We start from the raw sequence: 25,802 nt of genomic DNA, 5'->3' as shown, positions 1-25,802 counted from the left end.
CACTCCGGGAGGTTCCGGGAGCATACCACGCCATGCGAGGCAAATCGTCAGTCGACCCGGAACCGGGCGTGGCTGCCGCCGGGGCCGGGCGTCACCTCCAGCCGGGCGGGGATGCGGGCCTTCACCTCGTCCAGGTGGCTGATGAGGCCCACCAGGCGGCCGCCCTGGTTCAGTTCCTCCAGGGTGCGGAGGGCCAGGTCCAGGGCCTCGGAGTCGAGGCTGCCGAAGCCCTCGTCGATGAAGACGGTGTCCAGGCGGATGCCGCCGGCGTGGCGCTGCACCACGTCCGAGAGGCCGAGCGCCAGGGCCAGGCTGGCCTGGAACCCTTCGCCGCCCGAGAGCGAACTCACCGCCCGGGGATGGCCCGTGTGCGCGTCCGTGATCTCCAGCTCGAGCCCGCCGGCCCGGCGCAGGTCGCCGCCGGCCGTGGCCCGCCGCAGGGCGTAGCGCTGCTTGCTCATGCGCCGGAGCCGCTCCGTGGCCGAGACCAGCACCTCGTCCAGGAGGGCGCCCTGCACATAGCGCTCAAAGGAAACGCGGGTGCCGTCCTCGCCCCGCGCCACCCGGGCCAGGCTGGCGGCCGCGCGGTGGCGGCGCGTCTCCGCGCCCTGCCGGGCCTCCAGCTCGGCCAGGGACGCTTCCAGGCGCTGGAGGGTGGCCTGCTCGGATTGGGCGCGGCCCAGGGCCTCGCCGGCCTGGGAGAAGCGGGCCTGGGCGCGGTCCCGGGCGATCTGGAGGGAAGGCAGGTGCGCCAGGGGCGGTTCCCCTGCCGGGATGTCCACGCCGGTCGCCGCCAGAACCGCCAGGAAATCGGCCGCGGTCTTCCGGGCTTCCGTCCGGCCAGCCTCCAGGCGCTCCCGGTGCGATCTGAGGGCCGCATCGGCCTCGATGGCCGCCGTCTGGGCCGCACTCCGGGCCTCGCGAGCCGCCTTCAGGCCGTCCTCGGACCGGGCCAGCTCCTCCTCGGCCTGCCGCCGCCGGGCCGCGAGCGCCCCGGGACCGCGGAGATCCTCCGCCAGAGCCTCCTCGTGGACCTTCACCGTCGCCTGGGCGCCGGCCTCCAGGAGCGCCACCTCCGATTGGCGCTGGGCGGTGGTGGCGAACTGGGCCTCCGCCTGCTGCTGGGCCGCTTCTGCCCCGGCCAGGGTCCGCTCGGCCTGGATCAGATTGCCCTCGGCCCGGCGGCTGCGTTCCAGGGCCTCCAGGGTTCGCGCCTCCTCCGCTGCCAGGGCAGCGGGATCCGCGTGCGCATCCTCCCCCAGGTGGTGGGCGAGATCCTCGCGGCGGGCACGGGCCGTCTCCAGATCGGCGAAGCGCGCGGCGGCGATCTTCTGGGCCTGGCCCAGGGCCGCCTCGGCTTCGTCCTGCCGGGCCTGGGCCCGTTGGAGGGCCAGCTCGTCCGGCTGGTCCGAGGAAGGCGCCGCGGGCCGGGGATGGGCCTCGCTGCCGCAGACGGGACAGGGTTCGCCGGGGGTCAGGTTCTGCGCCAGATGGGCTGCCTGGGCGGCGAGGTGCCGTTCCTGGAGGTCCCGGAGCTGGGTGCGGGCCACCCGGACCGACTGTTCGGCGGCGTTCAACCCGGTCTGGGCCGAGGCATGGACGGTCGTGGCGTGCTCGGCCAGCTGGCTCGCCTGATCGAGCTGCTCGCGTTGCGTCCGCTTCTGACGGGCCAGGCGGAGCAGGCCCTCCCGGCCCTGCAGCTGGGAGGCCTCGGTCCGCAGCTCCTGCAGGAGGGCCTTCTGGCGCGTGGCCTCCAGGCCGGCGGCCTCGCGGTGCCGGGTCTGGCGCCCGGCCAGCTCCTCGAGCTGGTTCCGCTCCAGGGCCGCTGCCGCCACGGCCTTCCGGGCTTGTTCCAGAGCCGCCAGTTTGGGCTCGAGTTCCTTCAACCGGTCGATGGTCCGGCGAAGGTCGTCGCGGCGGGGTTCGTCCTGCTGAGCCTCGGCCAGGGCGGCCTCGGCCTTCGCGAAGGCCTGGGCCCACCCGTCGGCGGTCGCTGCCAGCCGGGCCTCTTCCTGTTCAAGACGCGCCACCGCGGCCTGGGCCTCCCCCAGGCGTTTCCCTTCGCGCAGGGCGGCCTCCGCCCGGTCGAAGGCGCGACGGGCCCCGGCCTGCTCCCGGGTCCGCGCCTCCACCTGCTGGGCTGCGGCCTGGAGGCGTTCCGGCAGGTCCTGGGCGGTGGCCACTCCGGCCTGGGCCAGGAGCTCCCGGGCCGCGGCCTGGGTCGTGAGCAGGGCCTCCCGCAAGGACTTCTCGCGTTCCGCCAGGGCCTCGGCGAGGGCGGCGTAGCGGCCGGTCTGGAAGAGGGTCTGGAGGATGGCCTGGCGCTCGGCGGAGCCCGCCAGCATGAACTCCTGGAAGCGTCCCTGGGGCAGCAGGACCACCTGCCGGAACTGGCTGGCCTTGAAGCCCAGCAGATCCGCCACCGCCGCATCCACCACCGTGGGCTTCTCCGTGGCCAGGGGCACCTCAGCGCCGCCCCGCAGCTCCCACAGGTGGGCGGCGTAGAGCTGCTTCTTCGTGCCGCCGCCGCGCTGCTTCGGCACCTGCTGCTCCGGCGTGCGCTCCACGCGGTAGGTCTTTCCGCCCAGGGCGAAGTCGAAGGTCACGCGGGTGGGGGTGTCCGGGGTGGCGAAGTGGCTGCGCAGGTCGCGGGTCTCCCGCTGGCCGCCGCTGGTCTGCCCGTAGAGGGCGTAGCTGATGCCGTCCAGGAGGCTGGTCTTGCCGGCGCCCGTGGGGCCGTGGATGAGGAAGAAGGACTGGTTCCCCAGGTCCGCGAAGTCGAGCTCCTGCCGTCCCGCGTAGGGACCGAAGGCCTCCAGGCTGAGCCGCAGGGGCTTCATTCGGCCTCCCCGGCGAGCAGCTGTCCGGCCGCGTCCTGGAAGAGGCCGCGCTCATCGTCGTCCATGGGGCGGCCCGCAGTGTCCTGGAAGAAGGCCTCGAAGAGGGCCGCGGGATCCAGGTCGCGGTCCGCAGCGCGCGCGACCTCCTGGGGGGCCGCCATGGGCGGAGCGGGCTGGATCCCGAGGATGTTGGGGTAGATCTGGCGCAGGCGGGCCATGGCATCCAGCACCGGGCCCTCGTCCAGCAGGTCCAGGAACAGGTAGTCGTCGGGATTCCCCTGGGGCCCGCGCATCAGGTCGTCGAAGCGCCCGCGCAGGCGCCGCAGGTCGCGGCGGGGCGTGAGGGGCAGGGCTTCCGTGTGGGCGGGGCCGCGCTCCGGCAGCTCCACCAGGGTCAGGGCCTTGGTGTGAGCCGCCTCGGAGGCGCTGTACTTGAGCAGGCTCCCGGCGTAGCGCACGTGGGGGGAGCCGGCCACCTGGGGCCGGTGGAGGTGGCCGAGGGCGGCGTAGTCGCAGTCCCGGAAGAGGGCCGCATCCACCTCGCCCGTACCGCCCACGGCCAGGCCCAGCTCTGAATCGGAGGCCTCGCCCCCGGCCACGAAGGCGTGGGCCACGGCGACGAAGCGGCGGCCGTCCGGGTGGGCGGCGCGGGCCCGGGCCAGCTGGGCCGCCAGGGCATCGTGGTGGGTGCGGATGCCCTCGTCCTGGAGGGCATGGCGGGCCGTGGCCGGGTCCGCGTAGGGCAGGAGGTGGAAGGCGGCGGAGCCGATGAGGACGGGCGCCGCTGCCTCCAGGGTGCCCGCCACATGGAGGCCCTGGGCGCTGAGGAAGCCGGAGGCGAAGCCCAGACGCTCGGGGCTGTCGTGGTTCCCCGCGATGATCAGCACGGGCACGCCGAGACCCCGCACGAGGCGGTCGAGGGCGTCGTCCAGCAGGGCCACGGCCTCCTTGGGGGGCACGGCGCGGTCGTAGAGATCCCCGGCCACCACCAGGGCCTCGGCGCGGGTCTCCCGCACCATGGCCGCCACCTGGTCCAGGGCGTGGGCCTGGTCCTCCAGGAGGTTCGCGTTGCAGAGGGTCTTGCCGAGGTGCCAGTCGGAGGTGTGAAGGAAGCGCATGGAGGTCCGGAGGAAGGCGTGGTTCCGAGTATCGCACCCCCCACGACAAAGCCCCCTTGCGGGGGCCTCGTCGTAGTGAGTGGAAGGAACGCTACTCGCGCTCGGCCTTGTTGAAGGCGTCGGCCAGCGTCGCCTTTTTGAACTCGGGCTGGCGGGCCTTGGCGGCTTCCATGTCGCCGCGCTCCATGTCCTGCTCCAGCTGCTTGACGGAGAGGCCGATGCGGCGCTCGGTGGGATCGAGCTTCACGATCTTCATGGTGAGCTCCTGGCCGGCGGCGAACTCCTTCTGGATGTCCTCCACCCGCTTGCGGCTCAGCTCGGAGACGTGCACCAGACCCTCGATGCCGTCGCCGAGGTCGACGAAGGCGCCGAAGTCGGTCAGGCGGGCGATCTTGCCGGTGAGCACGGCGCCCACATTGTGGTTCTCGAAGAAGATCTCCCAGACGTTGGGCTCCATCTGCTTCACGCCGAGGCTCATGCGCTGGGCCAGGGGGTCCAGGTTGAGGACCTTGGCGGTGACGCTGTCGCCCTTCTTCACGATCTCGCCGGGGTGCTTGATCTTCTTGGTCCAGCTGAAGTCGGACACGTGGATGAGGCCGTCGATGCCCTCCTCCAGCTCGACGAAGGCGCCGAACTCCGTGATGTTGCGCACGGTGCCCGTGACGATCATGCCGGGCTGGTACTTCTCGGCAATGGCCATCCAGGGGTTGGGGGTGATCTGCTTCATGCCGAGGCTGATGCGGCGGTTCTCACTGTCCACCTGCAGGATCAGGGCCTCGACCTGGTCGCCCAGGTTGACCATGCCCTTGGCGGACTTGACCTTCTTGGTCCAGCTCATCTCGGAGACGTGGACCAGGCCCTCGATGCCAGGCTCGAGCTCGACAAATGCGCCGTAGTCGGTGATGGAGACGACCTTGCCCTTGACGGTGGCCTGGATGGGATAGCGCTCCTCGACGGAGAGCCAGGGATCCGGGAACTTCTGCTTGTAGCCGAGGCTGACGCGCTCGGTGTCCTTGTCGTACTTGAGCACGGCCACTTCGACCTTGTCGCCCACCTGGAACATCTCGCTGGGGTGGTTGAGCCGGCCCCAGGACATGTCGGTGATGTGCAGCAGGCCGTCCACACCGCCGAGGTCGACGAAGGCGCCGTACTCGGTGATGTTCTTGATGGTGCCCTCGACCAGCTTGCCTTCCTCGAGGCCCGCAAGGGTCTCTTCCTTCAGGCTCGCGTTGATGGTCTCGAGGAACAGCTTGCGGGACAGCACGATGTTGCCCCGGCGGCGGTTGACCTTGATGACCTTCATGTCGAAGGACTTGCCGAGGTAGGGATCCAGGTTGCGGACGGGCTTCATGTCCACCTGGCTGCCGGGCAGGAAGGCGCGGATGCCGATGTCCACGGCCAGGCCGCCCTTGACCTTCTCGAGCACGGTGCCGTGCACGGTCATGTTGGAACGGAAGGCCTTCTCGACCTCGTCCCAGATCTTCATCTTCTCGGCGCGCTCACGGCTGAGGCGCACGTTGCCGTTGGCGTCCTCGAGCATTTCGAGCAGCACTTCGACCACGTCGCCCACCTGGACGCCCTGGGTGCCATCCGGATTGTTGAACTCATCCAGATTGACGGTGCCCGACCCCTTGTAGCCGATGTCGATGATGACGTCCTTGCCGCGGATCTCCACGACGACGCCACGCACGACCTCTTCTTCGCGGAGGCCGCGGGTCTCGCCCTGCAGGGCGGCCATGAACTCCTGGCCTTCCGCACTGTCGTCTTCGACGTAACCCGCGTCGAGCACGGTGATGCGGCCCATCTGCTTGGAGCCCAGGCCCTTGATGATTGATTCTAACTTGGACATGTAAGTCCACCTCGTTTGGTTGCGCCCACGCTCTGGTGGTGCGCTGGAATCCCGGCACACGAAGTCCGGCAGAACGCCCAGAGTATCCAGGAATGCCCCGGCAGGCCAGGAAAAAGGGGGCGGGCGCCCCGGGCGCCCTAGACCTGCGGGGAACGGCCATTGCTATGCCTTGGATACGGAGCGGTCTTCCGCAGGTAGGCCATCGCCCGGTACACCGCTTTCCGCCAGTTCATGCCCAAGAAGCTGTTCAAAGGGGTTGACGCGCCCCTGATCGAGACATACAGTGCCTCCGGTTTGTGTCAGGTGCATATTCTGCCCAGACCTCCTTTGAAGCCGTCCACCGTTCGTCTTGCGCCTCTGCGAACGTGCATGCTGGTCAGGCTACCCCACGCTCCGTAGAAGGGCCGAGGCACCGATGGTTCCTCCCGCATTGCCATGCCCGTTTTTGGAACCTGTGCCGTTCCATCTCACGCAACGCCCGTTCCGGAGGTCCAGCCATGACCCGTCATTACGCGACCGACATCGAACCACCCGCCCAGGATGGTCTCTCCATCATGCTCGATAACCACGTGAGCCTGCAGCGGTCCCTCCTGCTCAAGCCTCCGAGCGACGCCGTGAACACGCCGCCGGTGCTCACGTTCGAGCGCAAGCGCGAGGTGGAGATCCCATGGGGCGAGTTCGGACCGCAGGCGCCGGTCGAGGCGATCCGGGCGCATTTCGAGGCCTCCTGGGGCGTGGCCAGCGTCAGGGATCTCTGGAAGCCGCTCAATGACCACATCAAGCCCCTCTCCGCCCAGTTCCCTCTCTTCTGCACGGACTTCCAGCAGGCCAACAAGTCGAGGACGGTCACCACAGGATTTGCGATCCGGTTCGGGTCCGGGACCCGCTGGTATCTGCTCCTCGACCGCCCGGACCATGCGTTGACCCTGGACGACTTCTCGACCTTCGAGAAATACGAAGCCGCGTGGGGGAAGGTCGAGGGCGTCGAACTCGCATTCCCGACCGCCGCCGAAGCCGGATCGCTCTTCATGGAATTCCAGGAGATCGACCTTCGACCGGCGCTCCTGGCGAGGCGGTACCAGGAACTGTCCATCCTGTTGACATTCGCCCAGACCGTGAAGAGCAGCGTGGGGGATGCGACGAAAGCGCTCCTCACCCGCCTCGCCTCTGCGAGCCTGAATCGCGATGAAATCGAGGACCTGGAACAGCGTGCCCTTCAGCTCGAGATGGGCGAGTACGATGTGCAACGGCAGATCGACCGCCTCGCCGCGGATGCGGCGCGGCTGGGGTACCTGCTCTTCCTGGAGCCGAATCCGAGGCAGGTCATCGGGCCCGACAAGAAGACGGTCCTCATCACCCTCGAGAAAGGGAAGCTGTACACGACCGTCAAACAGACGGTGAGCTGGACCGAGTACATCTCGGTGAAGCCCCACTGGTGGAGCCGGCGGACCACCTCCTCGATCTTCAAGGAAGAGACGGTCCCAAGCTACCAGGTGGTCGACCTCGTCAGGAACGTGGTCGCAGAGCGGAAGTCTGCCTGGATCACCGAGGGGAAGACCGTGATCGTCTTCGAGAAGTCCTCTGCCGGGTTCGTGAGCACCGACGGCCGGACGCTGCGCCAGGTGATGGATCTCTGTCTCGAGGACGAAAGTTTCCGCTGCCGCTGTGTCATCCTGCTGCCGGTTTTCGAGGAGTCCCTGACTGGGAACCGCGTGCTCACGAAGTACAGCGTCTTCCTCCGGCCCCTGCCCGGGATCGTGCCCAGCAGCCCGCCGCGCCTCGCGCTGGCCGAGTCGCTTTCCTACCGGACTGCATGGACCGGCACGCACCTCGGCGAACTGGTCAGCGCCATCAACCTGGCACCCGGCGAGGAGCGCCAGGTGAAGATCACCAAGAAATACGACCAGGAAACCACAGTCAGCCACACATCGACCTCGATCTTCGACGTCAACCGCGCGGAGAGCAACGATCTCGCGACGGAGATGGAAAACCAGGTCCGGCGGGAGCAGGAGAAGTCGAGCAATATGCAGTGCAGCGCCTCTGTATCCGGAGGCTACATGGGCATCACCGCAGAGGCGAGCGCGAGCGCCGGCACCAGCAGTTCCCTCAAGGATTTCAGCCAGGCCATCAGCAAGACCGCCAAAAAGGCGTCCCAGGCGCTCACCCAGCAGAAGCGCGAGGAAGTGAGCACGTCCACCACTTCCCGTGCGACCGTGTCCAACACGGACGAGACCGTCGCCACACTCCACAACATCAACCAGGGCCGTGCCCTGAATCTCCTGTTCTACCGTCTGTACAACCGTTTCGAAGGCGGCCTCTTCCTCGACTCGCTCCGGTTCGAGGTCATCACGGGGGTCGAGTCGATCGCGGGGAGCGGCGTCCATGAGGCGAGGAGCTACAGCCTCGAGGAGTTCCCTCAGGCCGTCGACGCGCTCCGGGTGTCGGGTCTCGGTTCCACCCTTCCGAAAGAGGACTACGCCAGGAAGCTCGTGGCGAGCGTGAGAACGGTCCTCGACCGTGAGTACGTCGCTCCTGAGTCGTCCATGGCTGTTCTGGCTGCAAGCACAGTGATGGCTCCGGAGGGCATGGCGGCTCATCGCATGGGATTCTCCGTGCCTCGGCCGGAAGGCACGATGTCCGTGATGAAGCTGAGGCTGCCCGCGCGCCATGAAGGTGCGGTCCCTGGCGACCTTGTCATGTTCGGGGCAGCGGCGGTTTCCGGACAACCCGAGGAAGGCCGGACCCAGGTTCCCCCGGAGGCTCGCGCCGACCTCGCCCAGCTGACCGACGATCTGCGGGCTGCGACAGTTCTCAGCGATGACCCCATGGAACCACAGACCCTGCTCGTGCCCGCTGGCGGGCTGTACCTCGACACCGCGGTCGGGGCTCAGCCGGCGACCGAACCCTACTCGGAGCGCATGCGCGAGGAGGAGGTGCGGATGCGCCAGGCTGAGGTGTTCCTGAAGGCCTCGGAAGGCTTTTTGAACCAGGCCAAGGCTACGGCCCGGCTGGCGGATGAGGATGACGTCGATGGGAACGCGCGCCAGCAGAATTGCATCACCGGCTTGCTGCCCGCATCCTCGCTGAACAGCCTGCTGATTTCGCTGATGCATCCCCTGCCTGCGGGGGTCTGGTCGCTCCAGGTCGCCGGCGAGACCCGGGCCGAGGTGGAGGCGAAGTACGTCGGGAAGTGCCTCCTGGAGTTCTCATGGAATGCACCTCAGCCGTGGCTTCGCGGGGACCTGTTCCAGTTGGAGATCTCGCTGGTCGAGAAGGCCTCCGCCATGCGGATCACCCATGCCGGCGCCGGGTTGGCTCAAGTCTAGGGGGAGGGCCGGCGGATGGCTGTGAAATACACTGCGAAGTTGACCTGCCGCTCATTCGATGACCATGACGCGAAGCCACCCTTGAAACCGCCGTTCGTGGAGGCGGACTCATACCGCCCATTGAGCGACGCGAGGGTGGCCTGCGGTCCCGACAGCCTCCACAGAATCCAACTGGATGCGGATGTCTGGACGGACGATGGGCGCGAGCGAGACTTGACGGTGGGCTTCACCCAGCACGTCATGCGTTCGAGCCGGGAGGCGATCTACGGTTCGGAGGCGGATGGTGGCGCTGTCGGGGTGGTCCGGTATGTCATCCCACCCAACTGCCTCGACGGCGCCCCGGACCAAGCGCTCCCCTTCTACGATCTGAACGCCCGGACGCTCCACCCTGGGGACAAGGACCAGCCGGCGCATATCCACTTGGAGGACAGGCCGGATTCGAGCGTCAACTCTCGTATGGCAGATCTGGCAACTGGTGAGCTCCGGAGGCTCATGTCGTTCAAGGTAGATGAATCATTCCTCATCTCCCTGCTTGTGCGTCAGAAGGGGAGCGAAACGGTGCTGGATCCTGTGCCGATCGCCCAGTGGCAATGGGGATATGAGTACCTGTTCACTTGGGACGAGCAGGGGAAGCCGACGCTGATGGAATCCCGTTTCGAGAGGCTTACGGCCGTAGAGCCCTGCAGCGTGGCCGGGATCCGCTTCGACGGAGCTTCCGCCGGGACCCTGTTCAAGGAAGAGGTGGAATGGCGGGCGCCGACGAAAGCCAAGCCTGTACTCGAGGCCGCCAGGGAGGCCGCCGTGCAGGCACAGCTTGGTGCGCACCTGGCGGCGCCCATCGGGGTCCCTTCGGATCGTGCGTCGGCCTCTGGAAGCCTTCCGAGCCTCAGCTCCCCAGAGAGGGGCTCCCTTGCCGCGAAAGCGGGTCCGCCCCGCAGCAGTCAAGCGATGCGCAGCCAGAGAGTGGAACAAATGAGAGCTGAGGCGAGGGCGGAGGCGGCCAGGCGGGCGGCGGCGAGGGCACAGTAGCCGCGCGGGGGGAGGCCTGTGGATCGCTAGACCGAGATCACCACGATCTCGGGGTCCACTTCCTTCTGGAGCATGCCCTCGATGGCCACCAGGGTGCCGGTGAGGCTGGCGGGGCAGGAGCCACAGGCTCCCCCATGTGAGCATCCATCCGGATCATGACCTGCTTCTCGTGGCGCCCGATCAGCTCGAGGCCGCCGCGGTCGGCCGCCAGGGCGTACCGGAACTTCAGACGGAGATCACCACGATCTCGGGGTCCACTTCCTTCTGGAGCATGCCCTCGATGGCCACCAGGGTGCCGGTGAGGCTGGCGGGACAGGAGCCTCAGGCTCCCCCATGTGAGCATCCATCCGGATCATGACCTGCTTCTCGTGGCGCCCGGTCAGCTCGAGGCCGCCGCGGTCGGCCGCCAGGGCGTACCGGAACTTCAGACCGAGATCACCACGATCTCGGGGTCCACTTCCTTCTGGAGCATGCCCTCGATGGCCACCAGGGTGCCGGTGAGGCTGGCGGGGCAGGAACCGCAGGCTCCCCCATGTGAGCATCCATCCGGATCATGACCTGCTTCTCGTGGCGCCCGATCAGCTCGAGGCCGCCGCGGTCGGCCGCCAGGGCGTACCGGAACTTCAGACGGAGATCACCACGATCTCGGGGTCCACTTCCTTCTGGAGCATGCCCTCGATGGCCACCAGGGTGCCGGTGAGGCTGGCGGGGCAGGAGCCACAGGCTCCCATGTACCGGATCATGACCTGCTTCTCGTGGCGCCCGATCAGCTCCAGGCCTCCGCCGTCCGCCGCCAGGGCGGGCAGGATGGCGCTTTCCAGGACCATGCGGATGTCCTTGAGCATGGGGTCGTTCTCGTCGTCCACCTTGCTGAAGACCCGGGGACCCCCGGCGGCGGGGGCCTGTCCGCCGCCCACGCCCGCGGCGGCGCGGATGGGTGCGGCCAGCAGGGGCAGCATCTCGGGCCAGCCCTTGTCGTCGGTCTTGGTGACGGTCAGGAACTTGTCCTGCATGAACACCGAGGTGACGTTCCCCACGGCGAAGAGGCCCTTGGCCAGTTCGTCATGCTCCGCCGTCTCCGCGTTGGGGAAGGACTTGGGGAAACCCAGGGCCACGGCTTCCTTCAGCACGAACTTCACCGCATTGGGGTTGGGGGTGTATTCGATCTCGGCGATCTTGGGCATCTGTGGACTCTTAACCGCGAATGACGCGAATGGGCGCGAATGGAGAAGAATGAAACGGACCGTCCGGAGTGGCGCGGGCAGTGATCGGGCTTTTATTGGCGTGAATTCGCGCCATTCGCGGTTCCTATTCTGTGGAGGCCTCTTCCTCGCCCTTGAGCGCGGCATGCAAGGTGGCCCAGGGGAGGACGGCGCACTTCACGCGGCTGGGCAGGTCCTTGACGCCGCTGAAGAGGGTGAGCTTCCCGAGGAGGGGTGCTTCGGTGGCGGGGTCCAGCTCACCGCGCACCATGCCGCGGAACTGCTCGGCCATGGCCTCGGCCTCGGCCACGGGCCTCCCCTTCACGGCCCCGGTCATGAGGCTGGCGCTGGCGGTGTCGATGGCGCAGCCGCTGCCCTGGAACTTGATGTCCTGCACGATGCCGTCCTCGATCACCAGCGTCAGGTCCAGCTGGTCGCCGCAGAGCGGGTTGAAGCCCTCCGCGTGGTGGGTGCAGGGGGCCAGCTTCCCGAAGTTCCGGGGCTTCTTGTTGTGCTCCAGGATCACCTGCTGGTAGAGCTCGCGGGGGTCGGTCATTTGAACAGCTCGATGGCTTTGAGGACGGCCGACACCAGGATGTCCACTTCCTCGCGGGTGTTGAAGTAGGCGAAGGAGGCGCGGGTGGTGGCGGGGACGCAGAAGCGGGTCATGACGGGCTGGGCGCAGTGGTGGCCGGCGCGGACCACGACGCCTTCGCCGTCCAGCAGGCTGCCCATGTCGTGGGCGTGGATGCCCTCGACCACGAAGGACAGGACGCTGGCCTTGTCCTTGGCGTTCCCCAGGATGCGCAGGCCGGGGAGGCCTGCCAGGCGCTCGGTGGCGTAGGCCAGCAGCTCGTGCTCGTGGGCGGCGATGCGGTCCAGGCCCAGGGCCGTCACGTAGTCGATGGCCGCGCCCAGGCCGATGGCGGCGGCGATGGGCGGAGTGCCCGCCTCGAACTTGCCCGGGGCGGGCAGGTAGGTGGTCTTCTCCCAGCTGACGGAGCGGATCATGCTGCCGCCGCCGTGCCAGGGGGGCATGGCCTCCAGGTGGGCCAGCTTGCCGTAGAGCACGCCGATGCCCGTGGGGCCCGAGAGCTTGTGGCCGCTGAACACGTAGAAGTCGGCGTCCAGATCCCGCACGTCCACCGGGAGGTGCGGGACCGCCTGGGCGCCATCCACCAGCACGGGCACGCCCTTGGCGTGGGCGCGGGCGATGATCTCCTTCACGGGATTCACGGTGCCCAGGACATTGCTGACGTGCACCACGCCGAGGAGCTTCGTGCGGTCGGTGATGAGTTCGTCGAGGGAGTCCAGGATCAGCTCGCCATCATCGGTCATGGGGATGACCTTGATCGTGGCGCCCTTCTCCTGGGCCAGCATCTGCCAGGGCACGATGTTGGCGTGGTGCTCCATGGCGGACAGGAGGATCTCGTCGCCGGCCTTCACCGTCATCCGGCCGAAGGTCTGGGCCACGAGGTTGATGGCCTCCGTGGTGCCTCGCGTCCAGACGATCTCCTTGATGGAGCCGGCCCCGATGAATTTCCGCACCTTCTCCCGGGCGGCCTCGTAGAAGTCGGTGGCCTCCTGGCTGAGGGTGCTCACCCCGCGGTGCACGTTGGTGTGCTCGTCCCGCTGGTATTTCGTCATGCGGTCGATGGCCTGGACGGGCATCTGCCCGCTCACGGCGCTGTCGAGGTAGATCACCGGCTTGCCGTGGAGGATGCGGGAGAGCAGGGGGAAGTCCTGGCGGACGACCGCCACGTCGAGGGGCTTCAGGTCGACGCTCATCCGAGGTCCCCCAGCGAGGTGGCCTGGGTGCGGGCCATGACCAGCTGGCGAAGGGCCCGGCGCAGGCTGGCCACGGGGATGTGGGTGAGCACATCGGCCGCGAAGCCGTAGGTCAGAAGGTTGCGGGCGTCGTCGGCGTTCATGCCGCGGCTCTGGAGGTAGAACAGCTCCTCGGGATCGAGCTGCCCGACGGCGGCACCGTGGCTGCACTTCACGTCATCCGCGTAGATCTCCAGCTGGGGCTTGGTGTCCACGCGGGCGGCCTCCGAGAGCAGCAGATTGCGGCTCTGCTGCTGGGCGTCCGTGCCCTGGGCGCCCTGGGCCACGAGGATCCGGCCGTTGAAGATGGCCCGGGCCTTCCCGTCCACGATGCACTTGTGCAGCTGGTGGCTGGACGCGCCGGGCTCGGCATGGTGCAGGAAGCTGTGGGTGTCGGCCACCTGCGCGCCCTCCAGCAGGGCCAGGCCGTCCAGGCTGGCCTCGGCGCCCTCGGCCAGGCGCACCCAGGGCTGCTGGCGGGAGAGCCGGGCCCCGAAGCTGAGGGTCCGGGAGTGGTACTGGCCGCCCCGGCCCACCTCGGCTTTGAGGGTGCCGAGGTGGTAGGCCTCAGGGCTCTCGCGCTGCACACGCTCGTGACGGAGGATGGCGCCTTCGGCCACATGGACTTCGACCACGGGGCAGCTCAGGTAGGGGCCCTCGCCATGGTGCTCTTCCACCAGCTCCAGTTCCGCCCCGCGCTCCAGCATCACCAGGATCCGGGGAAACACCGCGATGGGAGTCTCGGCCTTGGTGATGAAGAGCAGGTGCAGGGGCAGGGCCACCTTCAGGTTCTTGGGCACGAGGATGACGGCGCCATCCTCGAAGCGGGCGGTGTTCAGGTCCTCGAAGAGCCCCTTCGCCGCGCCGTTCCCGATGCTGCCCAACGTGTGGCAGGCCTCGCTGGCGTGGGACATGGGGAAGTAGCGCACCCCGGCGGGGACGGCCGAGGCGCAGCTGGCGTGGGGGGCATGATGGCCGTTCACGAAGACCTGGCGTGTGCCCACCATCTCGGGCAGCAGGTGCCCGGCGATGTCCACGGTGGCCTTGGGCGCGGGGCCGAAGGTGCTGCTGGCCAGGACCTTCAGGTCCGTGTACTTCCAGTCCTCGTCGCGGGTCGCGGGCAACTCGCGTCCCGCCAGCCGCAGCTCGGCCGCTTCGCGCAGCGAAGCCCACTCAGCGGGCCTGGGCCCGCTGAGCAGATCGGCCAGCAGGTTGGAGCCAGCCACCACCGTGGTCATCGTGCGCCCCCGGCGGCGGCCTCTTCCAGCACCCAGTCGTAGCCGCGGTCCTCGAGTTCGATGGCCAGTTCCTTGCCGGCGCTCTTGAGGATGCGGCCGCCGGAGAGCACGTGCACGAACTGGGGCTGGATGGTCTCCAGGATGCGCGGGAAGTGGGTGATGATCAGCAGCGCGCGGTCGGGGCGCTGGAGCTTGTTCACGGCGTCGCCCAGGACGCGCAGGGCGTCGATGTCCAAGCCGCTGTCCAGCTCGTCCAGGATGGCCAGCTTGGGTTCCAGCACGGCCATCTGGAGGATCTCGTTGCGCTTCTTCTCGCCGCCACTGAAGCCCTCGTTGAGGCTGCGGTCGAGGAACTCCTCCTTCATGGCCACGAGCTTGATCTTCTCGTGGATGAAGTCGTCGAACTCGAGGGGGTCCAGCTCGTCGCGGCCCTCGGCCTCGGCCTTCTTGTTGTAGGCCAGGCGCAGGAAGGCGGCGTTGCTGACGCCCGGCACCTCGATGGGATGCTGGAAGCCCATGAAGAGCCCGGCGCGGGCCCGCTCGTCGGCCGCCATGTCGAAGAGGTTCCGGCCCTCGTAGAGGACTTCGCCGCCCGTGACCTCGTAGGCCGGGTGGCCCACCAGCACCTTGCCCAGCGTGGACTTGCCCGAGCCGTTGGGGCCCATGATGGCGTGGATCTCCCCCGCCTTGATCTCCAGGTCGATCCCCTTCAGCACCGGCGTGCCGTTGATCGAGGCGGTGAGGTTCTTGATCGAGAGCATTCAGAACTCCAAAGACAAACTATCAACCGCGAATGACGCGAATGTCCGCGAATGGAATCCTGGCTGTTGATTCGCGCAGATTCGCGCCATTCGCGGTTCCATCTTTTAGCCCACGCTTCCTTCGAGCTTCAGCGACAGCAGCTTGGTGGCTTCGACGGCGAACTCCATGGGGAGCTCGCGGAAGACGTCCTTGCAGAAGCCGTTGATGATCATGCTGATGGCTTCCTCCGCGGGGATGCCGCGCTGCTGGAAGTAGAGCAGCTGCTCTTCGCCGATCTTGCTGGTGGTGGCCTCGTGCTCCACCCGGGCGCTGCGGTTCTGCACCTCGATGTAGGGGAAGGTGCTGGCGCTGCAGGACTGGCCGATGAGCATGGAGTCGCACTGGCTGAAGTTGCGGGCGCCCTCGGCCTTGGGCTGCACCTTCACCAGGCCGCGGTAGCTGTTGGAGCTGTCACCGGCGCTGATGCCCTTGCTGATGATGGTGCTCTTCGTGTTCCTGCCGATGTGCACCATCTTGGTGCCTGTGTCGGCCTGCTGCTTGTGGTTGGTGAGGGCCACGCTGTAGAACTCGCCGATGCTGTCGTCGCCCAGCAGCACGCAGCTGGGGTACTTCCAGGTGATGGCGCTGCCGGTCTCCACCTGGGTCCAGCTGATGTGCGAGGCCTTGCCCTTGCAGAGGCCGCGCTTGGTGACGAAGTTGAAGATGCCGCCCACACCGTTCTTGTCGCCGGCGTACCAGTTCTGCACGGTGCTGTACTTGATGGAGGCCCGGTCCAGCGCCACCAGCTCCACCACGGCGGCGTGCAGCTGGTTGGTGTCGAACTGCGGCGCGGTGCAGCCCTCCAGGTAGCTCACGCTGGCGCCTTCTTCCGCCACGATGAGGGTGCGCTCGAACTGGCCCGACTCCTTGTTGTTGATGCGGAAGTAGGTGCTCAGGTCCATGGGGCAGGCCACGCCCTTGGGGATGAAGACGAAGCTGCCGTCCGTGAAGACCGCGCTGTTGAGGGCCGCGTAGAAGTTGTCGGAGGAGGGCACCACGCTGCCCAGGTACTGCTTCACCAGGTCCGGGTGGGACTTCACGGCCTCGCTGAAGCTGCAGAAGATGATGCCGACGGCGGCCAGCTTCTCCCGGTAGGTGGTGGTGACGCTGACGGAGTCGAAGACCACGTCCACGGCCACGCCCGCCAGGGCCTCCTGCTCGTGGATGGGCACGCCCAGCTTCTCGAAGGTGCGCCGCAGCTCGGGATCCACCTCGTCCATGGAGGCGTACTGGGGCTTCTTGGGCTTGGGGGCGCTGTAGTAGACGATCTTCTGGAAGTCGGGCTTCGGATACTCGACCTTGGCCCACTCCGGCTCGGTCATGGTCAGCCAGTGGCGGTAGGCCTTCAGGCGGAACGCCAGCAGCCAGTCCGGTTCCCCCTTCTTGGCCGAGATGAAGCGGATGACGTCCTCGTTGAGCCCGGGCGCGACGCTGTCCGCCTCGATGTCCGTCACGAAGCCGTACTTGTATTCCTGGCTGGTGACCACATTCAGCGTGGAACTCATCCTGCCTCCCGAGTCTTCCATTCTGGAATCTCGACTAAAATTGTCAACTTAATAACCTGTGGTCCGGATCACGCTTCCGCGGGTCCGTCCAGTTCCTTGAGCAGGCCCCGGATCTGGTTCTTCACACCCTTGGCCTGAGAATCATTGAGATCGCCGTACTCGGCGTCCAGGCCGGCCTTGAGCAGGGCCCGGGCCTCCTCGCGCTCGCCCAGGCCCGCCAGGGCGGCGCCGAGTTGGAAGTGGTTGATGAGCGTGGGCTCTTTTTCCAGCAGCGGATCCAGCAGGTCCAGCACCTCCTGGTGGCGCTTGAGGGCCAGGAGGTACTGGCCCAGCAGGGTGCGGGCGCGGGGCTCCATCCCGGGGAGCGGGTGGGCGTGGAGGCGGCGCACCTCGACCAGGTCCTGGTCCGTGGCCTGGCCGTTCATGAGGCGGTAGGCCTGGCGCATGAGGGCGGCCTCCCAGGCCCCGGTGCTCTTGGGGTGGCGGGTGAGGAAGGCGTCCAGCATCCGGGCGATCTCCTCCTCCCGCTTCTGGGCCATGAGGTGCTCGAGGCCCAGCCGCAGGGCCAGGAAGCAGAGGCGCGGGTGCCGGTCCGAGCAGGCGAAGTCCAGGGCCGCCTTCAGGTTCTTCTCCGGGTTCCGGAGGAAGGCCAGCCGCAGCTCCAGCCACTCGGAGCGCTGGCTCTTCCCCTTGCGCCGGACGCGCTTGAGGAGGAGGGCGGCGGGCTCCAGCTGGTCTTCATCCAGCAGGTTCTCGACCTCGTCCAGCAGGGTCTGGGTGCCGGTCTTGCCGTCCCGGGCCTCCCGCAGCTGGGCATGGTCCTCGGCGTCCACCATGAGCAGGAGGTGGGGATCCCCGGGATTCTGCATGAGCAGTTCCTGGAGGATGGCGAAGGCCTTGGAGCGGTCGCCCTGCTGGAGATAGGCCTCGGCCAGGGATTCGCGCACGTGGAGGTCGCCGGGCAGGTAGGCGCTGGCCTCCTTGAGGACGGGCACGGCCAGGGCGCTCTCCCCGCGGGCCAGATGGACCTGCCCCAGCAGCAGCAAGGTCTCGCCATCCTTGCGGCGGGCCACGGCCTCCTGGGCCGCCTCCAGGGCGCCCTGGAGATCCTCCTCGTCCAGCAGCAGCTCCGCCAGCAGCATGCGGGGCTCGGGGTCCTCGGGGCGCAGGTCCGAGGCCTGGTGCAGGGCCTCGATGGCCTGATCCGCCTGGTCCGGCAGCTCCTGGAGCAGCTTGGCAAGGAGCATCCAGGCCTCGAAGTGGCGGGGGCTCAGACCCACGGCCTTGCGGACGAGGCCCTCGGCCTCCTCGAAGTTCTGGGCGGCCTCGTGCAGGGAAGCCGCCGTGAAGATCAGCTCGTAGTTCTTGGGGTCCAGGGGCAGGGCCTGGCCCAGGCGCTGGGCGGCGCCGGGCAGGTCGGCGGCTTCCAGCAGGGCGGTGGTCTCCAGCAGGGCGCGCTTGAGCTGGGCCATGGACTTGGGCCGCGCGATGGGCAGGATGCGGGCCCGGTAGCGGGTGAACAGCTCCCGGGCGCTGATGAGGTGCAGGTTCTCCTCCACCAGCTGCTCCCAGCGCTCGGAGAAGGCGTGGGCATCCAGCTGGCGCTTCTGCTCCATCTCCTGCACCAGGGCCATGAGCCCGTTGCGCAGCATCACCTCGCTGCGCTCCAGCTTGCCCAGCTGGTCGGAGACGGTCTCGAGGTAGGTCTCCACCCGGCGCAGCGTCTCCTCCAGGCCGGTGATGCGCTCCAGGAGGTGCTCTTCGAGGTCTTCGCCGCCTTCGGGCTCGTCGGGCTCGTCCTCCCAGGTCTGGTCCCCGGCCAGGATGAGGAGCCGCGTGCCGCATTTCACGCAGGTCTCCCGGTCCCCGGGGTTCCAGGAAAGGCAGTTCTGACAGTAGGAACCAGGCAGATCGTTGGCCATGGTTCCAGGATAGCTGGCCCCGGGAGGCTGAAGGTTTTATCCTGAGGCCCGCGAGGGCGGCCCATGAGTGACGAGCAGGAACGCCAGGACAAGCGCCAGGAAGCCATGGAATGGGTGGGGAAGGCCTACCAGCTCCACATGAAGGGGGAGGTGGCCAAGGCCATCGGCCTCTACACCAAGTCCATCGAGATCTGTCCCACGGCGGAGGCCTACACCTTCCGGGGCTGGGCGCGCTCCTTCGAGAAGGACTATGCCGCGGCCATCGAGGACTGCCACCGGGCCATCGACCTGGACCCCGAGTTCGGGAACCCCTACAACGACATCGGCGCCTACTACGTGGAGCAGGGCGAGCCCGACGAGGCCATCCCCTGGCTGCGCATGGCCCTCAAGGCCCAGCGCTACGAAAGCTACTGCTACCCCCATTTCAACCTGGGCCGGGTGTACGAGGCCAAGGGCCAGCTGGACAAGGCCCTCGAGCACTTCCGGAAGTCCCTGGACGAGAACCCCCGCTACGCCCTGGCCGCCAAGGCCGTGGAGCGGATCAAGGGCAAGCTGGCGCCGCGGGATCCGGAGAAGATCGGCTGACTTTGACAGGGCCTTCCGCGGCCAGCGGCCGCTGACCTCTTGTGCTGGTTCCCGGAGTCGGGACCCGGCTTCGGGGGCCTGCTTTCGCCGTTGCTCGCAGACGGGGGCCCGGGTTCCGAATACGCTGGTGTGAACCCAGAGCTTCCAGATCTGTCATGAGGGGGAATCCATGAGACCCGGTGCGCTGGCGGCGTTTGTCTTGATCTCCGCTTCCTTGGTCGGCGGTTCAGGCCTGGCGGCCGCCACCAGGCCCCTTCCCAGCAAACATGCCAAGAGCGGCCTCTCCTGCTATGACTGCCACCACCAGGAGAACCCCACCCAGGCCGCGGTGCCCGAGGATTCCTGCATGGTCTGCCATGGGGACCCGGTGGCCATGGCCGCCTATACCCGGCACCTTCCCGTCAACCCCCATGACCCGCCCAAGAAGGCCGGGCACCCCGGCCCCTTCTCCTGCACCGAGTGCCACCATCAGCACAGGGCACCCGAGGTGAAGTGCCTGGAATGCCATGCGGATTTCAAATTGAAGGCTCCGCTGTAGCGCGGCCGCCCCGACCGGGGGTGGAGGTCTGGCTGGGCAGGACTTTGATCGAGGCACGGACCCTGCAGGCTGAATCTGTGCTGAACTGGAGGGGAGGTCCGCCATGAAGTTCACCATCGCCCACAGCCCCGATTCCGACGACGCCTACATGATGGCCCCCCTGGCGCTGGGGTGGCTGGATCCGGAGGAGTTCGAGATCACCTTCGTCCGCAAGGACATCGAGACGCTGAACGCCGAGGCCACGGAAGGCCGCTACGACGTCACGGCCATCAGCTTCGGCGCCTATCCGGAGCTCCTGGGCCGCTACGACCTGCTGACGGCCGGCTCCAGCATCCAGGAGGGCACGGGCCCCCTGGTGGTGAGCGGCAAGCCCATGGAACCGGCGGGGCTGAAGGGGCTCACCATCGCCATTCCCGGCCGGCGCACCAGCGCCTACCTGGCCATGCGGATCTGGTGCAAGGCTCTGGGCTTCGAGCCCAAGGTCGAGCTGGTGCCCTTCGACCAGATCCTGCCCGCCGTGGCCGAAGGCCGCTTCCAGGCGGGCCTGCTCATCCATGAAAGCCAGCTCATGTATCACGATGCGGGGCTGCGCCTGGTGGTGGACCTGGGCGCCTGGTGGAAGCACGCCTACGACCTGCCCCTGCCCATGGGCGGCAACGCCATCCGGCGCGACCTGCCCGCGGACGTGAAGCAGCGCTTCGCCGTGCTCATGCGGAAGAGCGTGGAGCTGGCCCGCGCCCGTCACTGGGAGAGCGTGGACTACAGCCAGTCCTTCGGCCGCGGCATGGATCGCGAGATGATCGGCCGCTACGTGAATGCCTGGGTGAACGACTTCACGGTGGATCCCGGTCCCCGGGGCCGCGAGGCCGTGGAGAAACTCCTGGGCCTCGAGCCCGTGTGGATCCAGGGCTGAGACGGATCGCCCGATCACCTTGGAAAGGGCGCAGTGGTCAGCGCTCGTGACGCTCCCATCCCCGGCGCCGGGTTTCGCGGGGCCAATGGGACCGGGGAAGCTCGGTCCAGGGACCGTTCCTGGAGGTGGAATAGAGCCACCGGTCCCCGGAGTAGTAGTACACATATCCGCCGTAGGTGTAGTAGGGCTCCACGTCCAGCTCAACCACCGCAGGCAGGACGGGGACCACTTCCAGGCCGCCTCCGCGCCCGGGCGCGATCACGCACGCGGCAAGGGCGAGCACCAGCCCACCCAACGCACTCCACATGAACACCTTGCTCGTCATCCTGGCCTCCTTTTTCGTGGCCCGGCCTGCTGGCCGGGGGGACGAACAGCCTCCCCGCGCCAGGGCGGGAGGGGCCTTCGGGGAAGGCCTGCGGCCGTGGATTGAAGCCCGGCGTTCTGCGGAGTGCTTGACCGTGCCACAGTCCATCGGACCACGGGCCGTTCAGACGGAATGAGTCTCGGTCTTCATGACCCGGCCGTCAAGGCCGGCGGGAGGATTTGGCTCCGTCGATCTTTCCCTTGCCGCTGCTGCTGGAAGCAGGTGTCTACTCCCGCGCCGCCTCCAGGCGGATGGGCACCCGCAGCTTCCGGCCTTCGTGCTGGATGTCCAGCTGGGCGGTGCTGCCCAGGGGCAGGGCCTCGATGGCGTCCAGCAGGGCATCCCAGTCTTCGACGGTCTTGCCGTTCACGGCCTGGATGAGGTCGCCGGGGAAGACGCGGCGGCCCTCGACCCCCACGCCCTGCAGGCCCGCCCGGGCGGCCGGCCCGCCGTGGCGGACCTTCCCCACCATGACGCCCTTCTGGGCGCCGAAGGTGCGTTCGACCAGCCGTGGCGCCACGGGTTCGAAGCCCAGGTCCGCCCGCTCCAGCTTCCCCCGGGCGATGAGCTGGGGCACCACGCGGTTCACCGTGTCCACGGGCATGGCGAAGCCGATGCCGGCGCTGGCGCCGCTGGGGCTCTGGATGGCGGTGTTCACGCCCACGAGGCGCCCGGCACTGTCCAGCAGGGGCCCGCCGCTGTTGCCGGGGTTGATGGCGGCATCGGTCTGGATGACGCCGGAGATCCGCCGCTGGGTGACGCTCTGGATCTCCCGGCCCAGGGCGGACACGACGCCGGTGGTCAGCGTCTGGTCCAGCCCGAAGGGATTGCCGATGGCCAGCACGGCCTGGCCCACCTGCAGGTCGGCGCTGGTGCCGAGGGGAATGGGACGCAGCTTGGGGGGCGTCTTGGTCATGAGCAGGACGGCCAGATCCTTGTCCGGTGCGCCGCCCACGTAGGCCGCCTCGTGCCGGCTGCCGTCGGAGAGGGTGATGAAGGCCCGGGTGGCGCCCTGGATCACATGAAAGTTCGTGACCACGTGCCCCTGGGCATCCCAGATGAAACCCGTGCCGGAGCCCGCGGGTACTTCCACCAGATCGAGGCCGAAGAAGTCCCGGGCCCGCTCCTCCGTGGTGGTGATGTAGACCACGCTGGGGGCGGCCTCCCTGAACCGCTGGGCCTGGACCTTCTCCCATTCGTAGAGGGGCCCGCGGGTCTCCACGGACCGCGGGCGCGCGGGACTGGGCGTGAGGGCGTGGCCGCACCAGCCGGCGAGGAGGCCTGCGGACAAGAGGCCGAGGATGAGGACACTGCGGCGCATGGGACCTCCAGGGCGGATCCCACTCTAGCTGCTCACGGGGACAGGTCAACCCCTTGGGATCGAGTAGTTATGATTTTCTTGAAAGCCGCACTTGACATGTGACTGAGTTGCACTAATATTTTATTCGGTCAGGTCATCATGGTCTGTGTCTCAGGCTCATGCATGAACGGGCCCCCATTTCCAAGGAGGAACTCATGACCATCCTTCGCACCCGCAACCCCCAGGCCCTGCCGGCGACGGCCGCCAGCCTGGAGCCCTTCCGGTTCATGCGCGACTTCATGCGCTGGGATCCGCTCCGGGACTATGAACTCGGCGCCCCGACGGCCGCCTTCATGCCGAGCTTCGACGTGAAGGAAACCCCGGATGCCTACCAGTTCAAGGCCGATCTGCCCGGCATCATCGAGGCCGACCTGGAGATCAGCCTCGAAGGCACGCGCCTCACCGTCGCCGGCAAGCGCGAGGAGGAGGCCCTGAAGGACGGCGAGCGCATCCATCTGGCGGAGCGCAGCCATGGCCGGTTCAGCCGCACGTTCACCCTCCCCGAGGATGTGGAGGGCGAGAAGGTGGTGGCCGAACTCCGCAACGGCGTGCTCACCCTCATGGTGCCCAAGCGGCCCGAGGTGCGGCCGCGCAAGATCAGCGTCCACCTCGGATGACCTCGTCCGGGGTCCTGCGCTGGCGCGCACACCCCGGACCTGTACTTTCCCCACACGGCAAGAAGAAGGCCCCGGGAACCGGGGCCTTCTTCTTGTCAGTTGTAGAAGAACTGCGGAGGGCCGAAGGTGCCCGGCGTCGTGGCGCTGTTCAGGCGCACCACGATGTCGCCGTCCGCCAGCACCAGGTCCGGGAGGCCGTCCCCGTTCATATCGCCGATGGCCACGCCCATGGGGCCCCAGGCGCCCCGGTAGGTCGTGGGCGTCAGCAGGGCGCCCGGGGTGGACGGATCCTGGAGGAATACGGACACGCTGCCGGGATCGCCGGGCAGGCCCGAGTTCGCCACGGCCACGTCCAGCTTGCCGTCGCCGTTCAGGTCCCCGACCGCCAGGGCCGTGGAGCGGTAGCCGGTGGTGTAGTGGACCGGCGGCAGGAAGGTGCCTGCGGTGGCGCCCTGGATCAGCACGCTCAGACCCTGGGTGCCGGGGGTGAGGGAGGCGCCGTAGTTGGCGGTGAGCAGGTCCAGCTTGCCGTCGCCGTTGAGGTCCGCGGCCTTGATGGCCACGGGCTGGACGCCGGTGGGATAGTCCACGGCGCTTTGCGCGATGAGGGTCGGGGAGAACTGGATCTGGCGCAGGACGGACACGGTGTTTGCGGTGGTGGCCACGGCGATGTCCAGCGTGCCGTCCCCGTCCAGATCGGCCACCGTGACGGCCTGGGGATCGCCGCCCACGGGGAAGGTGACCGGGGCGAGGAAGGTGCCCGCGGTGGCTCCCTGGAGGAAGACCATGACGTTATTGGCGCCGCTGGCCGCCACCACGATGTCCGCCTTCCCGTCGCCGTCCAGGTCGCCCACGGCCACGTCCAGCGGGGTGCGGCCCGGCGTCGCCAGGAGGATGGCGGGCAGGAAGAACCCCGGCTTGGCGGGGTCGGCCAGCCGCACGCTCACGGTCTGGTCCTGGGCATTGGCCACCACGAGATCAGGCCGGCCATCGCCATTAACGTCGGCCACCACCAGATTGGCGGGCTCCGTGCCCACACCGAAGCGGGTGGGCGGGGCAAACGCGCCCGCGGGCCCCTGGAGGCGCGTCGAGACATAGCCCTGGGTGGGGACGCCGCCGAAGTCGGCGGACACCAGGCCCAGGATGTCCGGCTGCCCGTTGCCGTCGATGTCCGCGACGGCGATGGCGTTCACCAGATAGCCGGCCGAGGGGCCGGAGTTGTAGTCGGATCCTGAGCAGGCCATCAGGCCGAGCAGGCCGAGCGGAAGGAGGAAGAGGGAGGTGCGTGGGCGCATGGCTGCTCCGTGAACCTGTGGAAACAAGGATGTGCTGCCGGGTCAGGACTCGCAAGAAGGCAGGAGGTTGGACCCGTGGGAGGGTCCCCGGGTTGAGGCGCGATCAGACCGATTCGACGCTCACCTTCCAGCTGACCAGCTCCCGGGGCAGGAGGGCCGGCCAGTAGGCCACGATCTCCTGGGCCTTGGGCCGCCCCCCGGCGAAGCCGGTGACACCCGCCGGGCCGGCGGTGACCAGGGGCGCGATCTCGCGGCCGAAACGCTCCACTTTTTTCCGATCGAGATCCTTCACGCTCAAGCGCAGGACGATCTCGGCCGGGTCCGCTGGGGCGGGCGCGATGCCGGCGTGGACCGTGCTGGCGCCCAGGAACTCCGCGTCCGTGTGCTCATACTCGAAGCCCGCCGCTTTCAGGCGCTTCCAGACGATGTCCGCACAGAGCCGGGCCTTTTCCAGGGCCCGGGGGCCGCAGAGGGTCAGCTGGCCCGAGGCCTTGTAGCCCTTGAGGTAGGCCCCGCTCACCTTGAGGAAGGGGGTGCGGGGCTTGCCGGTGATGCCGAAGACGCGCACCCGGTCCGGTCCGGCCTGCTCGAGGCGGATGCTGGTGAATTCCGCCACCACATCCGGGGTGATGTAGTTCTGGGGATCGCCCATCTCGTAGACCAGCTGTTCGCTCACCGTGTCCACGGTCACCAGGCCCCCGGTGCCCGCGTGCTTGGTGATGATGAAGGTGCCGTCCTCCCCGACTTCCGCGATGGGGTAGCCCACATTCCAGAGCTCGGGCACCTCCCACCAGCGGGTGAAGTTGCCGCCCGTGCTCTGGGCGCCGCACTCCAGGATGTGGCCCGCCACGGTCCCCGCGGCCAGCCGGTTCCAGTCATCGTCGGCCCACTTGAACTCATGGATGAGGGGCGCCAGGGTGAGGCCCGGGTCCGTGCAGCGGCCCGTCAGCACGATGTCCGCGCCGGTGTCCAGGGCCTCCACCATGGCCTGGGTCTGCAGGTAGACGTTGGCGCTGAGGATCTCCCGCGGCGCGTCGAAGAGCCCCTCGCCCGTGTCCATGTTGGCCAGCTTCAGGCCCTGGGCCTGGAACTCGGGCAGCCGCGCCAGCACATCGTCGCCGGTCACCGTGGCGATCTTCACACCCTTCACGCCCAGCTTCTTCGCCACCTCCAGCACCGCGGCCCGGCAGGCCTCGGGGTTCACGCCCCCGGCGTTGGCGACCACGCGGATGCCCTTGGCCTTGAGCTGGGGCAGCACCCGCTTCATCAGGTCCACGAAGTCGGTCGCGTAGCCCAGCTGCGGGTCCTTCCGCCGCTGCTTCTGCATGATGGAGAGAGTCACTTCCGCCAGGTAGTCCAGCGTCAGGTAGTCGATGCCGCCCGCCTCCACCAGCCGCACGGGGGCATCGATGCTGTCGCCCCAGAAGCCCTGCCCATTGGCAATGCGCACAACCTTCGACATATTCAACTCCG

20 protein-coding genes are annotated in these 25,802 nt (G+C 68.1%); 6 read left to right on the top strand and 14 right to left on the bottom strand.

Annotated features, from left to right (window positions below):
• Positions 1–47: 47 nt before the first annotated feature.
• The 3 genes from MLE43_RS13175 to MLE43_RS13165 all read right to left on the bottom strand — a co-directional run bounded on the left by MLE43_RS13175 (position 48) and on the right by MLE43_RS13165 (position 5,807).
• Positions 48–2,840, bottom strand: a complete 2,793-nt coding sequence (locus MLE43_RS13175; protein WP_243304776.1) for an AAA family ATPase — start codon at positions 2,838–2,840, stop codon at positions 48–50.
• Positions 2,837–3,958: an exonuclease SbcCD subunit D gene (locus MLE43_RS13170; RefSeq protein ID WP_243304774.1), complete on the bottom strand. Its 1,122-nt coding sequence runs from the start codon at positions 3,956–3,958 to the stop codon at positions 2,837–2,839. Before MLE43_RS13170 ends, MLE43_RS13175 begins: the two co-directional genes overlap by 4 nt.
• Positions 3,959–4,049: 91 nt before the next feature.
• On the bottom strand, positions 4,050–5,807 hold the full coding sequence (locus tag MLE43_RS13165) for a 30S ribosomal protein S1 (RefSeq protein WP_243304772.1): 1,758 nt from the start codon (positions 5,805–5,807) through the stop codon (positions 4,050–4,052).
• A gap of 497 nt (positions 5,808–6,304) precedes the next feature.
• On the opposite strand from MLE43_RS13165, the gene MLE43_RS13160 reads away from it, so the two are divergent.
• Together MLE43_RS13160 and MLE43_RS13155 are read left to right on the top strand one after the other, a co-directional pair.
• Positions 6,305–9,133 carry a hypothetical protein gene (locus MLE43_RS13160; protein ID WP_243304771.1) on the top strand — a complete coding sequence of 943 codons (2,829 nt, stop codon included), beginning with the start codon at positions 6,305–6,307 and terminating at the stop codon, positions 9,131–9,133.
• A 15-nt stretch (positions 9,134–9,148) separates the two neighbouring features.
• Entirely contained in the window at positions 9,149–10,162 is a 1,014-nt protein-coding gene (locus MLE43_RS13155) for a hypothetical protein (protein ID WP_243304769.1), read from the top strand.
• Between the two features lie 623 nt (positions 10,163–10,785).
• Here the strand turns inward: MLE43_RS13155 and MLE43_RS13150 are convergent.
• From MLE43_RS13150 to MLE43_RS14935, 7 genes are all read right to left on the bottom strand, one after another.
• Positions 10,786–11,346 carry a NifU family protein gene (locus MLE43_RS13150; protein WP_243304767.1) on the bottom strand — a complete coding sequence of 187 codons (561 nt, stop codon included), beginning with the start codon at positions 11,344–11,346 and terminating at the stop codon, positions 10,786–10,788.
• Positions 11,347–11,470: 124 nt separating this feature from the next.
• Positions 11,471–11,920 carry a Fe-S cluster assembly sulfur transfer protein SufU gene (sufU, locus tag MLE43_RS13145; RefSeq protein WP_243304765.1) on the bottom strand — a complete coding sequence of 150 codons (450 nt, stop codon included), beginning with the start codon at positions 11,918–11,920 and terminating at the stop codon, positions 11,471–11,473.
• Positions 11,917–13,152: an aminotransferase class V-fold PLP-dependent enzyme gene (locus tag MLE43_RS13140; protein ID WP_243304763.1), complete on the bottom strand. Its 1,236-nt coding sequence runs from the start codon at positions 13,150–13,152 to the stop codon at positions 11,917–11,919. Before MLE43_RS13140 ends, sufU begins: the two co-directional genes overlap by 4 nt.
• The gene (sufD, locus tag MLE43_RS13135; RefSeq protein WP_243304761.1) at positions 13,149–14,429 is read right to left on the bottom strand and encodes a Fe-S cluster assembly protein SufD; all 1,281 of its coding nucleotides are present in this window, start codon (positions 14,427–14,429) and stop codon (positions 13,149–13,151) included. Before sufD ends, MLE43_RS13140 begins: the two co-directional genes overlap by 4 nt.
• Positions 14,426–15,190, bottom strand: a complete 765-nt coding sequence (gene sufC, locus MLE43_RS13130; protein WP_243304759.1) for a Fe-S cluster assembly ATPase SufC — start codon at positions 15,188–15,190, stop codon at positions 14,426–14,428. Before sufC ends, sufD begins: the two co-directional genes overlap by 4 nt.
• A gap of 105 nt (positions 15,191–15,295) precedes the next feature.
• On the bottom strand, positions 15,296–16,735 hold the full coding sequence (sufB, locus tag MLE43_RS13125) for a Fe-S cluster assembly protein SufB (RefSeq protein WP_243304757.1): 1,440 nt from the start codon (positions 16,733–16,735) through the stop codon (positions 15,296–15,298).
• Between the two features lie 68 nt (positions 16,736–16,803).
• Positions 16,804–18,657, bottom strand: a complete 1,854-nt coding sequence (locus MLE43_RS14935) for a tetratricopeptide repeat protein (RefSeq protein WP_275976214.1) — start codon at positions 18,655–18,657, stop codon at positions 16,804–16,806.
• A gap of 63 nt (positions 18,658–18,720) precedes the next feature.
• Here MLE43_RS14935 and MLE43_RS13115 point away from each other — a divergent pair, with 63 nt between their 5' ends.
• The 3 genes from MLE43_RS13115 (at position 18,721) to MLE43_RS13105 (ending at position 20,693) form a co-directional block, all read left to right on the top strand.
• Complete coding sequence (locus tag MLE43_RS13115) at positions 18,721–19,242, top strand: tetratricopeptide repeat protein (protein ID WP_243304756.1); 522 nt, start codon at positions 18,721–18,723, stop codon at positions 19,240–19,242.
• A 169-nt stretch (positions 19,243–19,411) separates the two neighbouring features.
• Positions 19,412–19,780 carry a cytochrome c3 family protein gene (locus tag MLE43_RS13110; protein ID WP_243304753.1) on the top strand — a complete coding sequence of 123 codons (369 nt, stop codon included), beginning with the start codon at positions 19,412–19,414 and terminating at the stop codon, positions 19,778–19,780.
• A 103-nt stretch (positions 19,781–19,883) separates the two neighbouring features.
• Complete coding sequence (locus MLE43_RS13105; RefSeq protein WP_243304751.1) at positions 19,884–20,693, top strand: MqnA/MqnD/SBP family protein; 810 nt, start codon at positions 19,884–19,886, stop codon at positions 20,691–20,693.
• 37 nt (positions 20,694–20,730) lie between these two features.
• Here MLE43_RS13105 and MLE43_RS13100 read toward each other — a convergent pair whose 3' ends face one another.
• Positions 20,731–21,018 (bottom strand): hypothetical protein, encoded by a 288-nt coding sequence (locus MLE43_RS13100; RefSeq protein WP_243304749.1) that lies wholly within the window; start codon positions 21,016–21,018, stop codon positions 20,731–20,733.
• A 265-nt stretch (positions 21,019–21,283) separates the two neighbouring features.
• The gene (locus MLE43_RS13095) at positions 21,284–22,378 is read right to left on the bottom strand and encodes a S1C family serine protease (protein ID WP_243304746.1); all 1,095 of its coding nucleotides are present in this window, start codon (positions 22,376–22,378) and stop codon (positions 21,284–21,286) included.
• 194 nt (positions 22,379–22,572) lie between these two features.
• Here MLE43_RS13095 and MLE43_RS13090 point away from each other — a divergent pair, with 194 nt between their 5' ends.
• The gene (locus tag MLE43_RS13090) at positions 22,573–23,034 is read left to right on the top strand and encodes an Hsp20/alpha crystallin family protein (protein ID WP_243304744.1); all 462 of its coding nucleotides are present in this window, start codon (positions 22,573–22,575) and stop codon (positions 23,032–23,034) included.
• A 95-nt stretch (positions 23,035–23,129) separates the two neighbouring features.
• Here MLE43_RS13090 and MLE43_RS13085 read toward each other — a convergent pair whose 3' ends face one another.
• Positions 23,130–24,329 carry an FG-GAP repeat domain-containing protein gene (locus MLE43_RS13085; RefSeq protein ID WP_243304742.1) on the bottom strand — a complete coding sequence of 400 codons (1,200 nt, stop codon included), beginning with the start codon at positions 24,327–24,329 and terminating at the stop codon, positions 23,130–23,132.
• 103 nt (positions 24,330–24,432) lie between these two features.
• Positions 24,433–25,791 (bottom strand): acyclic terpene utilization AtuA family protein, encoded by a 1,359-nt coding sequence (locus MLE43_RS13080; RefSeq protein WP_243304740.1) that lies wholly within the window; start codon positions 25,789–25,791, stop codon positions 24,433–24,435.
• Positions 25,792–25,802 lie beyond the last annotated feature (11 nt).

Source organism: Geothrix oryzisoli (assembly GCF_022808865.1).
Lineage (GTDB): Bacteria > Acidobacteriota > Holophagae > Holophagales > Holophagaceae > Geothrix > Geothrix oryzisoli.
The sequence above is the reverse complement of the archived record's forward strand: the minus strand, read 5'-3'. Positions and strand labels throughout refer to the sequence as shown.